Source organism: Isoptericola haloaureus (genome assembly GCF_036689775.1).
Taxonomy (GTDB): domain Bacteria; phylum Actinomycetota; class Actinomycetes; order Actinomycetales; family Cellulomonadaceae; genus Isoptericola; species Isoptericola haloaureus.
Window position 1 is genome coordinate 14,717 of record NZ_JBAGLP010000120.1, and the last position, 12,465, is coordinate 27,181.

Here is a 12,465-nt window from a genome sequence, read left to right on the forward strand (position 1 = left end):
GGCCGCCGGGGCGCGGCGCCCGCGCGGTGTCACGGCTTGCGCAGCTCCACCGTGGGGGTGGCCTGGGTGCCGTCGTGCAGCAGGCGCGCCTGGGCGGCACCGGCGGAGGCCAGGGCGCGCCAGTGCTCGCCGAGCCACTCCTCGGCGTCGAACTGCGTGGTGAAGGCGGGGCTCAGGGCCGCCGCCAGCGGCGTGCCGGCGTCGTCGTCGAGGGCCCACTCCCAGCGCGGCCGGATCATGCGACCCTCCCGGCGCTCGACGAGCCCTGGGACCTGGTCAGGGCGCGGTTGATCGCGGACGGCCAGAACGGGCCGCGGTAGACGAAGGACGTGTAGCCCTGGACCAGGTCGGCCCCGGCCCGCAGGTACGCACGCACGTCGTCCGCGCCCGTGACGCCGCCGACGCCGATCACCACCGGGTCGGGTCCGAGGCGGTCGCGCAGGCGCCGCACCACCTCCAGCCCCCGGGGCAGCAGCAGCGGCCCGGACAGTCCGCCGGGTCCGCGGTCGTGGGCGATCGTGGTGTTGACGGCCACGACGCCGTCGAGCCCCAGCTCGGTCACGAGGTCCGCGGCCGCGTCGACGTCCTCGTCGGCCAGGTCCGGGGCGATCTTGACCAGCAGCGGCGTGCGCCGCACCCCGGCAGCCCGGGTGGCCTCGTCGGCCGCGGCGCGGGCCGCGACGAGGATCGGCCGCAGCTCGGCGGTGGTCTGCAGGTCCCGCAGGCCGGGGGTGTTGGGCGAGGAGACGTTGACCACGAGGTAGTCGGCCTCCACCGCCAGCAGCCGGGCGCAGCGGGCGTAGTCGTCGGCGGCGTGCTCGGCCGACGTGGTCTTGTTCTTGCCGATGTTGACGCCGACGACGGCGGCACGACCGGCGGGCGTGGACCGCAGCCGCCGCAGCCGCTCGGCCATCTCGACGGCGCCGTCGTTGTTGAAGCCCATCCGGTTGCGCACACCGTGCAGGTCGAGCTCGCGCCACATCCGGGGTGCGTCGTTGCCGGGCTGCGGGCGCGGCGTGACCGTGCCGACCTCGACGAACCCGAAGCCGAGCATGGTCAGCCCACGCACCGCGCGGGCGTTCTTGTCGAAGCCGCCGGCGAGCCCGAAGGGTGCCGGGACCGTCCGACCGAGCACCTCGACGCTGCCGGGGCCGCCGGCGCCGCGGCCGAGGTAGGGGGCGAGGGCACCCTGGACGACGTCGCGCAGCACCGGCACGCGGCCGGCGGTCTCGATGGCGCGGAAGGCGAGCTCGTGCGCGCGCTCGGGATCCATCCGCCGGAAGACGGTCTGGAACAGCAGGGTGTAGGGCGTCATCAGGCCTCCGTCGGTCGGGCCGGCGCGGACGTCGGGGCGGTGCGTCCGGGGCGAGTGTGCCAGAGCCACCACAACCCCACGAACGGCAGGACGAGCGGGACGTACCCGTACCCCTGGCCGAAGCCGGACCAGACGGTCGGCTCGGCGAAGTACTCGGGGTGCGTCAGCGAGAGGGTGCCCACCGTCAGCACGCCGACCGCCTCGACGACGACGGCGGCCCAGGCGGCCCGCCGCCAGCCCGGGCGCGCGCCGAGGGCGAGGGCGACCGTGGCCACCACGTAGACGACGGCGGCCAGCAGCGACAGCAGGTAGGCCGCGGGCGCGTCGGCGAGCTTGGTCAGCACCTGGTAGCTCGACCGGCCCAGCGCGGCGAACGCCAGGATGCCGTAGACGGTGACCAGCAGCCGACCGAAGCCGCGGCCGGTCGTCGGGGCGTGCTCGTCGCTCACAGTCCGGCCTCCCAGATGATCCACAGGCGCCACTCGAGGAACGCGACCGTCAGCGCGGCGACGCACAGCACCACCGACGACCACTTGGTGCGCTCGGCGAAGGCCCACACGGCGGCCAGGGGCAGCAGCAGCGCCGCGGTGAGCAGGTACCCCCAGAACAGCGGACCGTCCACGGCGTGCCCCTGGACCTGCAGGACGCCGGCGACGACGGCCTGGACGACCAGGACGGCCTCCACCGCCGCCGCGCCGAAGAGCTGGCGCAGGATCACCGCGCGGTCCCGCAGGACGAACCACGCCGCCCAGCCCGCGAGCAGGACGCACAGCAGCAGGGCGAGGTACAGGAGCGGAAGGACCACGTCGGCAGACTACCGCTCGCGGTCGGACGCGGTGGTCGGGGCGACCGGTTAGCCTGGTGCGCGTGGCTGACCTCACTCTGACCGGTAAGAACCCGACCTCCCTGACCGCTGACGCCCTCGTGGTGGGCACCTGCTCGACCTCCGACGGCGTGGCCGTCGTGGCCGACCAGCTCCCCGCCGCGCTGGTCGAGCAGCTCGAGACGCTCGCACCGCGACTCGGTGTGACCGGCGCCCGGCAGGAGGTGCGCACGGTGCCGGCCGGCAAGGACGTCTCGGCCGACGTGCTGGTCCTGACCGGGCTGGGCGAGCGGGACGCGGACGGCACCTTCGACCGCGAGACGCTCCGCGGCGCCGCCGGTGCGGCCGTCCGCTCGCTGGCCGGTTCGCGGTCGGCGGTCGTGGCCCTGCCCGCGGTCGACGAGGAGGAGCTCGGCGCCGTCGTCGAGGGCGCCCTGCTCGGCGCGTACGCCTACACGGCCTACCGCGAGGAGAAGGCCGCGACGAAGCTCGCCCCGGTGGAGACCCTGCAGGTCGCCACCCCGTTCGCCCGCTCGGCCCGCGCCAAGGCGGCCGTGACCCGCGCCGAGGTGCTCGCCGCGGCCGTGCACGGCACGCGCGACCTGGTGAACACCCCCGCCAACGACCTCTACCCCGCCTCCTTCGTCGACGCGGTGAAGTCCGCCGTCAAGGAGCTCGGCGTCAAGGGCGTCAAGGTGTCGGTCCTCGACGACAAGCAGCTCGCCGCCGGCGGGTACGGCGGCCTGACCGGCGTCGGCCAGGGCTCGGCCCGCGGCCCGCGCATGGTCAAGCTCTCCTACTCCCCGCCCAAGCCGACCGACAAGGTCGCGCTGGTGGGCAAGGGCATCACCTTCGACACCGGCGGCATCTCCATCAAGCCGGCGGCCAACATGGGTGCGATGAAGTCCGACATGGCCGGCGCCGCCACGGTGCTGCACGCCGTGCTCGCCGCGGCCCGCCTGGGTCTGCCGGTGGCCGTGACCGGCTACCTGTGCCTGGCGGAGAACATGCCCGGCAGCAACGCCACCCGTCCCGGTGACGTCCTGACCATCCGCGGCGGCAAGACGGTCGAGGTGCTCAACACCGACGCCGAGGGCCGCCTGGTCATGGCCGACGGCCTCGTCTCGGCGGTCGAGGACGGCCACGACGTCGTGCTCGACATCGCCACGCTGACCGGCGCGCAGATGGTCGCGCTCGGCAAGCGTGTCGGCGGCGTCATGGGCACCGACGACGTGCGCGACGAGGTCAAGGTCGCCGCGGACACCGTGGGCGAGCTGTTCTGGCCGATGCCGCTGCCCGAGGAGCTGGCCGACGGCCTGAAGTCGAAGACCGCCGACATCGCCAACGTCGGCGAGCGCTGGGGCGGCATGCTCTCGGCGGGGATCTTCCTGCAGTCCTTCGTCGGCGACACCCCGTGGGCCCACCTGGACATCGCCGGCCCGTCGTTCAACGACGCCGGCGCGTTCGGCTACACCCCGGTCGGCGGCACCGGCGTCGGCCTGCGCACGCTGGTCGGCTTCCTCGAGGGCCGCGGCACCACCGACTGACCGGACTGTTCCGGTACCGCCACGGACAGGGCGGCCGGGGGATCTCGCGGACGGTCGTCGGACCGGAAGCGGAGGGCGCGCAGCGCCCGTGAGCGCGACCGTGCGCGAGATCTCCCGGCCGCCCTCCGGTGTGTTCGGTGCGTGGTGTCCGAGGCTCAGCGGCGCTTGCGCGCCTGGCGCTGGGCGGAGTTCCAGTCGCGCATCCGCTGCGGGTATCCCGTGAAGCGGACGTTGTAGACCGGCACACCGAGCGAGCGGGCGACCTCGAAACCGGTGCGCTCGTCGGGCACGCGCCGCCGTGTCCACTCCCCCGTGGTCGCCACGAGCAGCACGGTGGTCGGCGTCTGCGCGTTCGGCGGCTCGACGTAGGCCTCGACGCCGACGCGCGTGCGGGCGAACTCCTCGAGGTGGCCGACGGCGGCGGCTCGACCACCCCCGGCGGGCGCGGCGGCGGGCGACGACGGTGCGGACCGTCCGAGGAGACGGTCCAGCGCAGACCTCAACGACATGGTGGCGAGACTACCTGCCGACGCCGCACCGTGGCGGAACGCGCTCGGACCGCACGGGTGCCCGACGGGAGCGCGGCACGCGCTCTTTTCACGACGTCCGTGCTGCCGACGCCAGCAAAACGTCTCCGTGTGCCGACGATGTACCCAGTGTCACAGTTCTGCGGCACCCCCCGATTGGGGGGCGGACCCAGGTAGTGACAAGATGGCACGCAGTGACCCAGGAACGCGGCTACCGGACAGGAGGCGGTCGAGCCTCCGGCCGACCGGCTCCGGCGCCTCGCTCGACCCACTGATCGAAGGAGACTCCACAGGTCATGTCTGAGAACGTGCAGCTGCCGGCACTCGGCGAGTCCGTCACCGAAGGTACCGTCACGCGGTGGCTGAAGTCCGTCGGTGACACCGTCGAGGTCGACGAGCCCTTGCTCGAGGTCTCCACCGACAAGGTCGACACCGAGGTCCCCTCCCCCGTCGCCGGCGTCGTCGAGCAGATCCTGGCCGAGGAGGACGAGACCGTCGAGGTCGGCGCCGTGCTCGCCGTCATCGGCGACGGTTCCGGCTCCGGCTCCTCCGACGGCGGCTCGCAGGAGGCGCCCGCCGAGGAGTCCGCCGCCGAGTCCGCCCCCGCCGAGGAGTCTCCCGCGGAGTCCGCGCCGGCCCAGGAGTCCGCGGCCGAGTCCGCCCCGGCCGCCGAGGAGTCGGCGCCGCAGCCGTCCGCCGGCGGCGGTGACGGCACCGAGGTGACCCTGCCCGCGCTGGGCGAGTCGGTCACCGAGGGCACCGTGACGCGGTGGCTCAAGGAGGTCGGCGACAGCATCGAGGTCGACGAGCCCCTGCTCGAGGTCTCCACCGACAAGGTCGACACCGAGGTCCCCTCCCCCGTGGCAGGCACGGTGCAGGAGATCAAGGTCGCCGAGGACGAGACCGTCGAGGTCGGCGCCGTGCTCGCGATCGTCGGTTCGGGCGCCGCCCCCGCCGCCGAGAAGAGCGAGCCCGCGCCCGCTCCCCCGGCCGAGAAGCCCGCCGAGAAGTCCGAGCCGGCCCCCGAGCCGAAGGCCGAGAAGCCCGCCGAGTCGCCGGCGCCGGCCGAGTCGCCCGCCCCGGCGAAGTCCCCGGAGCCGGCTCCCGCGGCGGAGAAGCCCGCGGGCGGCCGCAGCTCGTACCTGACGCCGCTGGTGCGCAAGCTCGCCGCGGAGAAGGGCGTCGACGTCTCGACCGTCGAGGGCACCGGTGTCGGCGGACGCGTCCGCAAGGAGGACGTCCTGGCCGCGGCCGAGAAGGCCGCCGCTCCGGCCGCCGAGCCCGCACCCGCGTCCGCACCGTCGTCGGCCCCGAAGAAGCCGACCGTCCCCGAGGTCTCGCCGCTGCGCGGCACCACGGAGAAGATGTCGCGCCTGCGCAAGGTCGTGGCCGAGCGCATGCACGAGGCGCTGCACACGCAGGCCCAGCTCACCACCGCGGTCGAGGTCGACGTCACCAAGGTCTCGAAGCTGCGCCAGCGGGCGAAGGCCGACTTCAAGGCGCGCGAGGGCGCGAACCTCACGTTCCTGCCCTTCTACACCCAGGCCGCCGTCGAGGCGCTCAAGGCCTTCCCGAAGGTCAACGCGTCGATCGACACCGACAAGGGCGAGATCACCTACCACTCCTCGGAGAACGTCGGCATCGCCGTGGACACCGAGCGTGGCCTCGTCGTGCCGGTGATCAAGAACGCCGGTGACCTGAACCTGGCCGGCATCGCCCGTCAGATCGGTGACCTCGCGACCCGCACCCGCGACAACAAGATCGGGCCGGACGACCTCAGCGGCGCCACGTTCACGATCACGAACACCGGCTCCGGCGGTGCCGTGTGGGACACCCCGATCGTCCCGGTGGGCCAGGTCGCGATCCTGGGCACGGGCACCATCACGAAGAAGCCCGTGGTCGTCACCACCCCGGACGGCGAGGAGACCATCGCGATCCGTCAGATGGCGATGCTGTTCCTGTCCTACGACCACCGCCTGGTCGACGGCGCCGACGCCGCCCGCTTCCTCACCGCGGTGAAGAACCGCATCGAGGAGGGCGCGTTCGAGTCCGAGGTCGGTCTCTGACCCGCTGACCGCACCCACGACAGGGGCGAGAACCGTGAGGTTCTCGCCCCTGTCGTCGTCCCGGGCGGTGCTGCCGCGGCGGCCCGGCCTCACACGACGTCGGTGACCCGCCACCCGTCGGCGGTCCAGGCGAGCCGGACCGTGTCGGTGCGTGGTGCGCCGGCCGGCACGGTGGTGGCCGCGCCGTCACCGTCGACCTGGGTGTGCTCCTCGACGACGTAGCGCACCACGACCTCGGCGGTGCCGGTCGACGGCTCGGCGGCCAGCCGCGCCGACAGCACCGTCACCTCGGCCCCGACGAGCCGGGTCCCCGACGCCGCCGCACGCTCGACCAGCGCCGTGTCCGCGCCGTGGGCGTCCGAGCCGGGCAGCGCCACCTCCGCCACGGCGTGCTCGCCCGTCAGCAGGCCGGCACGGCGCCGGGTCAGCTCGGCCGCCGCACCGGCCGGGTCGTCGCGGTCGGTCGTCGTCGCACCGTCCACGGACCCCGGACCTGCCGCGGAGCCCGGACCTGCCGTGGACGCCGTGGCCGGCGAGGACGCCGCCACCAGGGGCGACGGGTGCCCCGTGGACCCCTGCCCGGCCGTCAGCGCCAGCCCCCCGGCCACCAGCACGCCCAGGGAGACCAGGACGCCGACTCCCGCCAGCACCGGACGCCACGGCGAGACCGGAGGCCGGGCCGTCGTCCGCCGGGCCCGCCGCTCGGCCCGTGACGCGACGGGACGGCCACCGGCGGCACCGTCCGCCCGTCGGGCGCGCCGGTGCCGTGGCTCCGGGCCCGCCCCGTCGTCCTCGCCGCCGGGCCGTTGCCGGTGCGCACCCAGCGCCGCGGCGGCGAGCGCCGCGGGCTCGGGCAGCCGGACCGGTTCCGGGCTCGCGGCCTCGTGGACGCGAGCGGCGAGGGTGCCCGCCTCGGGACGCACCCGCGGGTCGTCCGCGAGCGCCGGGGCCAGCACGGCGCGCAGCGCGGTCGCGGTGTCCGAGGGGTCGTGGCCGCGCAGGGTCTCCACGAGACGGGCCAGGGCGTGCACGTCCGCGCTCTCCGTGGCGTGCACGGGGTCCGTCGGCGGCGTCAGGCGCGGCCGCAGCAGCACCCGGCCGGTGAGGTCGACGAGGACGTCGGTGACGTCGAGCCCGCCGTGCACGACGCCCGCGCTGTGCAGCGTGGCGAGCCCCTGGGCGAGGTCGGCGGCGAGTCCCGCCGCCTCGGAACCGTCGCAGCGCCCGCGCACGGCGAGCACGGTGGCGAGGTCCGTCGCGGACGTCGAGCCGCGCGGCACGACGAGCGCTCCGTCCGGGCGTGCCACGGCGGCCCCGACGGGCTCCACCCGGGCGGCGTCGATCGTGGCCAGCCGACGCAGGCGGTCCAGGAGGGCGTCGCGGGCGGTCGCGTCGGAGGGGACGGTGAGCACGGTGTCGGTCTGCACCGGACCATGCAACACCGCAGGACCGGGGTCCTGCAGGCGTCGTCCACAGGCCCGGCCGGAGCGTGCCGGGCGGACGGTGCCGTCCTCAGAGCTCGACGCGGCGTCCCTGGCGGGCGGCCACGCGCGCCGCGTCGAGGACCTCGGCGGTACGCACGGCGTCGGCCGGGTCGACGGGCGCGGTCTCCTCACCGTCCAGCCAGGGGCCGAGGGCCCGGTAGAAGTCGGCGTGGCCGCCGGCCGCGGCGGGGACGGGCCGCCGCTCGCGCCCGCGGGTGAACCACCCGTGGGTGCCGGCCGGGGCGTCGTCGTCGAACCGCTCGAGCGGCGAGGCGTCCTGCTCGAAGGTGGTCACGAGGTAGGCGCCGTCGGAGCCGAGCACACGGGTGCGCGGCCCGGGCGCCGCGACGACGGACCCGGCCCACAGCCGCGAGGTGACGGCGTGCGGGCTGGCCGCCAGCCCACCGCCGGCCTCGTGCGTCAGGACGAGGAAGACGTCGTCCTCGGTCGGCGTGGTCAGGGCCCGCAGCTGGGCCCACACACCGGTCACCCGGCCGAACAGCCGGGTGGCGGAGTCCACGAGGTGCGGTCCGAGGTCGAGCAGGAGACCGCCGCCGTCGGGGTCGTTCTCCTTCCACCGCTTGCGCGGCACGGGCCGCCAGCGCTCCCAGTGCCGTTCGAAGGTGTGCACGTCGCCCAGCTCCCCGCGCCCCAGGAGCGCGGAGAGCGTGAGCTGCTCGGGGTCCCAGCGCCGGTTCTGGAACACCGTGAAGGGGGTGCCGGTCGCGTCCGCCTCGGCGACGACGGCGCGCGCCTCGTGGGCGTCGACGCCGATCGGCTTGTCCAGGACGAACGGGACGCCCGCCCGGGCCAGCGCCGCGGCCTGGGCGGCGTGGAGCTGGGTGGGGCTGGCGACCACGACGACGTCGTAGGTCGAGCGCGCGGCCAGCAGGGCGTCCAGGTCGTCGTACAGCCGGGCGCCCGGCCAGTCGCCCGCGGCCTGGTTGCGGCGACCCTGGTCGCGGGTGACGACACCGGTGACGGGGAGGCCGGCCTCCCGTGCGAGGGCGGCGTGGATCCCCCGGCCGGCTCCCCCGTACCCGATGATGGCGACGCGTGGCGTGATCATGTGCCCATGGTGCCCGACCCCTGCTCGACCGCCACCGGGCGACGCGCCAGGCGGGACGGCCACCACGTGCGGTCACCGATGTCGTGGACCAGCGCCGGCACCAGCAGGCTGCGGACCACGAGGGTGTCGATCAGCACGCCGAAGGAGACGATGAAGGCGAGCTGGGCGAGGAACGCCAGCGGGATGACGCCGAGGGCCGCGAACGTCGCCGCGAGCACGACACCGGCCGAGGTGATGACCGACCCCGTGACCGCGAGCCCGCGCAGCACCCCCGGCCGCGTCCCGATCTTCAGGCTCTCCTCCCGCACGCGGGTCATGAGGAAGATCGAGTAGTCGACGCCGAGCGCGACGAGGAACGCGAACGCGTACAGCGGCACGCTGGGGTCGGTCGCCGGGAAGTCGAAGACGGTGTTGAACAGGATCGCCGAGACGCCGAGGGCGAAGCCGAACGACAGCACGTTCGCCCCCATGAGGAGCGCGGCGGCCAGCACGGAGCGCAGCAGCAGCATGAGGATCAGCAGGATGACGACGAGCACGACGGGCACGATGACCTGCAGGTCGCGCTGACCGGCGAGCTGGGTGTCCAGGCGTTCGGCGGCGGCGCCGCCGACGAGGGCGTCGGGCGCGACGTCCTGCAGCGAGTCCCGCAGGGCCGAGACGGCCTCGGTGGCCTCCTGGCTGTCGGAGGGCGCGTCGGTGACGACGTCCACGCGGACCAGGCCGTCCACCACGAGCGGGTCGCCTCCGGCCGGCGCCCCGGGCGCCGGGGCCGGCTGGTCGGTCACCGGGGCGGCCTCGGAGACCCCCTCGGTGCCTTCCGCTGCCTCCACGACGGCGTCCAGGTCGCCCTCGGGGACGATGACGGTGGCCGGCTGGGTGGACACGCCCTCGAAGTGCGCGGTGAGGACCTCCTCGCCGTCGACGGAGTCGACCTGGGTGAGGAACACGTCGGAGTCGCCCGTCCCGCCGGCGTTCAGCGTGGGCACGAAGGCGGCACCGGCGAGGAGCACGATCGCGGTGACGATCCAGACGGGCCGGTCGTGGCGACCGACGAAGCCGGCCACGCGGGACCACAGGCCGTGCCCGGCCACGGCCGGTGCGTCGTCCGTCGCGCCCGCGGCGCTGTGGCGGTCGTGTCGGGGCGCAGCGCCGTGCGTGGCGTCCTGCTCGGCGTCTTCCTCGACGTCGTGCGCGGCGGACGTGCCGGCGTCGGACGCCGTCGCGCCCTCGGCGGCGGCCGGCACCCGGGGGATCCGGGGCCAGAACACCCAGCGGGCACGCTTGCCGCCGACGAGCAGCAGTGCCGGCAGCAGGGTCAGCGCGGACAGGAACGCCGCGACGATGCCGATGGCGGCGACGGGCCCCAGGCTGCGGTTGGACGACAGGTCGGACAGCAGCAGGCAGAGCAGGCCGGCGATGACGGTGACCGCGCTGGCCGTGATGGGTTCGAACGACGCCCGGACGGCGCGGCGCAGAGCGGTGTAGGGCGACGCCAGCCGCCCCAGCTCCTCGCGGTACCTGGCCACGACGAGCAGGGAGTAGTCCACGGACGCGCCGACCACGAGGATCGACAGGATGCCCTGCGACTGGCCGTTGAGGGTCAGCACGTCGTTCGCCGCCAGCTGGTAGACGGCGAGCCCGGCGAGGGACAGCGCGAGCACGGAGGTGAAGATGACCACGAACGGCAGGAACGGCGAGCGGTAGACCAGGGCGAGGATGACGAGGACGGCGCCGAGGGCGACGAGGAGCAGCACGGTGTCGATGGCGCCGAACGCGTTGGTGAGGTCGGCGACGAAGCCGGCCGGTCCGGTGACCCACGCCTCGAGCCCGGTGTCGGCCAGACCACCGTCGCCGGGACCCTGCTCGGCGAGGTCGCGCAGCGCCGTGACGGCGGCCTCGGTCACGCTGGACTCCTCCTCGCCGACGACCTCGTCGGCGAGCGAGGCGTCGAGGGAGACCAGCACCAGCGCCGCCTCGCCGTCCTCGGACGGGATGACCACCGGGTCGGCGACGCTGGCCGCGCCCACCGTGGCGGGCTCGTCGCCGGTGGCCCCCTCGAGCGGCGCGTCCGGCACCGCCTCGGCGTACGCCTGCACGTCCGCGAGCTGCTCGGGGGTCAGGGTGGCGCCGTCACCGGCCTCGGCCACGAGCAGGGCGGGCAGGGTCGTGTCGTCGGTGAACTCCGCGGCGAGCTCGGCCGCCCGGGTCGACTCGGCGCTCTCGGGCAGGAACGCGGCGGAGTCGTTCTCCTGGACGCTGCTCAGGTTGCCCTGGGCCTGCCCACCGAACGCCCCGATGGCGAGCCAGACGCCGATCGCTGCCAGAATGACCAGACCACGGGCGATACCCGCCCACCTTTTACTCAGCATGCTTAGTATGATGGAGAACCCGAGGACGGAACGCAAGTGATGACACCGCAGAGCCGATCCGGCACGGAACCGGACCCGATGAGCGAGGACCCGCGCCAGTGGCCCACGGGGCGCCTCCTCTTCTCGGTCGCGCGCCGGATCGAGCAGGACTGGAACGCGCACCTGGCGACCTGGGACCTCAACCACGCCGGGCACCCCGCGCTCCTGCACCTGATGGGCGGACCGCTCACCCAGCGCGAGATCGCCGCCCGCAACGGGGTCACCGAGCAGACCATGAGCCGCATCGTGGCTCGCCTCGAGCGCTCCGGCTACGTGACGCGGGACGACGACCCGCGCGACCGCCGTCGTCGCGCGGTCACCATCACCGACCTCGGCCGGCGCGTCGCGATGGAGGCGGCGCAGTTCCAGCCCGCCGAGGACCTCACCTCGCGCGGCCTCGACGAGGACCAGGTCGAGGCGCTGCGCGAGCTCCTCGTGGCGATGGTGCGCGCCCAGCGCGCGGAACCCCGCACCCCCGCCGAGCAGTAGGCTGCCGGACATGGACGTCGTCTCCCTGCCGGGCCCGGTCGACTACCACGAGGCCTGGGACCTGCAGCGCCGCACGCACGCCGCCGTGCACGGGGGCCAGGACGCCGGACGCCTCTTCCTGCTCGAGCACGCCTCGGTGTACACCGCCGGACGACGGACCCGCCGGGCCGAGTACCCCACCGACGGCACCGCGGTCGTGGACGTCGACCGCGGTGGCAAGATCACCTGGCACGGGCCGGGCCAGCTCGTCGCCTACCCGATCGTCCCCCTGCGCTCCCCCGTCGACGTCGTCGCCTACGTCCGCACGCTCGAGGCCGCCGTCATGGACGTCTGCCGCGGGCTGGGGCTCGAGCCGGTCCGCGTCGAGGGCCGGTCCGGCGTGTGGTTCGCAGCCGACGGGGGCACCGAGGGGCCCGACGGCGGTGCCCCGCGCCGGGCCCGCAAGGTCTGCGCGATCGGCGCCCGTGTGGCTCGCGGCGTGACGATGCACGGCCTGGCCCTGAACTGCGACCCGGACCTGACCGCGTTCGACGCCATCGTGCCCTGCGGCATCGACGACGCCGACGTCACCTCGCTGTCGGCCGAGACCGGACGGCGCGTCACGGTCGACGACGTCCGGGATGCCCTGACCGAGGCCCTGGTCGGGCACCTGGCACCCCTGGTGACCCACCTCACGCCCACGCAGCAAGACGTCGCGCCGGGGCCGCGCGACGCCGTCGTAGGCTGACAGACGTCGA

The 12,465-nt window shown here is 74.8% G+C and carries 12 protein-coding genes; 4 read left to right on the forward strand and 8 right to left on the reverse strand.

The window, feature by feature from the left end; translation table 11 throughout:
• Positions 1-29 precede the first annotated feature (29 nt).
• Genes V5O49_RS15415 through V5O49_RS15430 form a run of 4 tightly spaced genes read right to left on the reverse strand, consistent with a single transcriptional unit; the run spans position 30 to position 2,120 of the window.
• Entirely contained in the window at positions 30-239 is a 210-nt protein-coding gene (locus V5O49_RS15415; RefSeq protein WP_278234682.1) for a hypothetical protein, read from the reverse strand.
• Complete coding sequence (locus tag V5O49_RS15420) at positions 236-1,315, reverse strand: quinone-dependent dihydroorotate dehydrogenase (protein WP_332903015.1); 1,080 nt, start codon at positions 1,313-1,315, stop codon at positions 236-238. Before V5O49_RS15420 ends, V5O49_RS15415 begins: the two co-directional genes overlap by 4 nt.
• Positions 1,315-1,764 carry a hypothetical protein gene (locus tag V5O49_RS15425; RefSeq protein WP_332903016.1) on the reverse strand — a complete coding sequence of 150 codons (450 nt, stop codon included), beginning with the start codon at positions 1,762-1,764 and terminating at the stop codon, positions 1,315-1,317. Before V5O49_RS15425 ends, V5O49_RS15420 begins: the two co-directional genes overlap by 1 nt.
• Positions 1,761-2,120, reverse strand: a complete 360-nt coding sequence (locus V5O49_RS15430; protein ID WP_332903017.1) for a hypothetical protein — start codon at positions 2,118-2,120, stop codon at positions 1,761-1,763. The genes V5O49_RS15425 and V5O49_RS15430 overlap by 4 nt, the downstream gene beginning before the upstream one ends.
• Positions 2,121-2,182: 62 nt before the next feature.
• On the opposite strand from V5O49_RS15430, the gene V5O49_RS15435 reads away from it, so the two are divergent.
• Positions 2,183-3,685 (forward strand): leucyl aminopeptidase, encoded by a 1,503-nt coding sequence (locus tag V5O49_RS15435; RefSeq protein WP_332903018.1) that lies wholly within the window; start codon positions 2,183-2,185, stop codon positions 3,683-3,685.
• Positions 3,686-3,840: 155 nt separating this feature from the next.
• Here the strand turns inward: V5O49_RS15435 and V5O49_RS15440 are convergent, their stop codons facing one another.
• Positions 3,841-4,194 (reverse strand): oxidoreductase, encoded by a 354-nt coding sequence (locus tag V5O49_RS15440; RefSeq protein WP_278234687.1) that lies wholly within the window; start codon positions 4,192-4,194, stop codon positions 3,841-3,843.
• A 314-nt stretch (positions 4,195-4,508) separates the two neighbouring features.
• Between V5O49_RS15440 and sucB the strand changes: the two genes are divergently transcribed.
• Positions 4,509-6,278 carry a 2-oxoglutarate dehydrogenase, E2 component, dihydrolipoamide succinyltransferase gene (gene sucB, locus V5O49_RS15445; RefSeq protein WP_332903019.1) on the forward strand — a complete coding sequence of 590 codons (1,770 nt, stop codon included), beginning with the start codon at positions 4,509-4,511 and terminating at the stop codon, positions 6,276-6,278.
• An 89-nt stretch (positions 6,279-6,367) separates the two neighbouring features.
• Here the strand turns inward: sucB and V5O49_RS15450 are convergent, their stop codons facing one another.
• The 3 genes from V5O49_RS15450 to V5O49_RS15460 all read right to left on the reverse strand — a co-directional run bounded on the left by V5O49_RS15450 (position 6,368) and on the right by V5O49_RS15460 (position 11,200).
• Positions 6,368-7,705: a serine/threonine-protein kinase gene (locus V5O49_RS15450; protein ID WP_332903020.1), complete on the reverse strand. Its 1,338-nt coding sequence runs from the start codon at positions 7,703-7,705 to the stop codon at positions 6,368-6,370.
• A gap of 85 nt (positions 7,706-7,790) precedes the next feature.
• Positions 7,791-8,831: a Gfo/Idh/MocA family protein gene (locus V5O49_RS15455; RefSeq protein ID WP_332903021.1), complete on the reverse strand. Its 1,041-nt coding sequence runs from the start codon at positions 8,829-8,831 to the stop codon at positions 7,791-7,793.
• The gene (locus V5O49_RS15460; protein ID WP_332903022.1) at positions 8,828-11,200 is read right to left on the reverse strand and encodes an MMPL family transporter; all 2,373 of its coding nucleotides are present in this window, start codon (positions 11,198-11,200) and stop codon (positions 8,828-8,830) included. Before V5O49_RS15460 ends, V5O49_RS15455 begins: the two co-directional genes overlap by 4 nt.
• A gap of 78 nt (positions 11,201-11,278) precedes the next feature.
• Here V5O49_RS15460 and V5O49_RS15465 point away from each other — a divergent pair, with 78 nt between their 5' ends.
• Entirely contained in the window at positions 11,279-11,728 is a 450-nt protein-coding gene (locus V5O49_RS15465; RefSeq protein ID WP_332903023.1) for a MarR family winged helix-turn-helix transcriptional regulator, read from the forward strand.
• Between the two features lie 10 nt (positions 11,729-11,738).
• Positions 11,739-12,455 (forward strand): lipoyl(octanoyl) transferase LipB, encoded by a 717-nt coding sequence (gene lipB, locus V5O49_RS15470; protein ID WP_332903024.1) that lies wholly within the window; start codon positions 11,739-11,741, stop codon positions 12,453-12,455.
• The last annotated feature ends 10 nt before the right edge of the window (positions 12,456-12,465 follow it).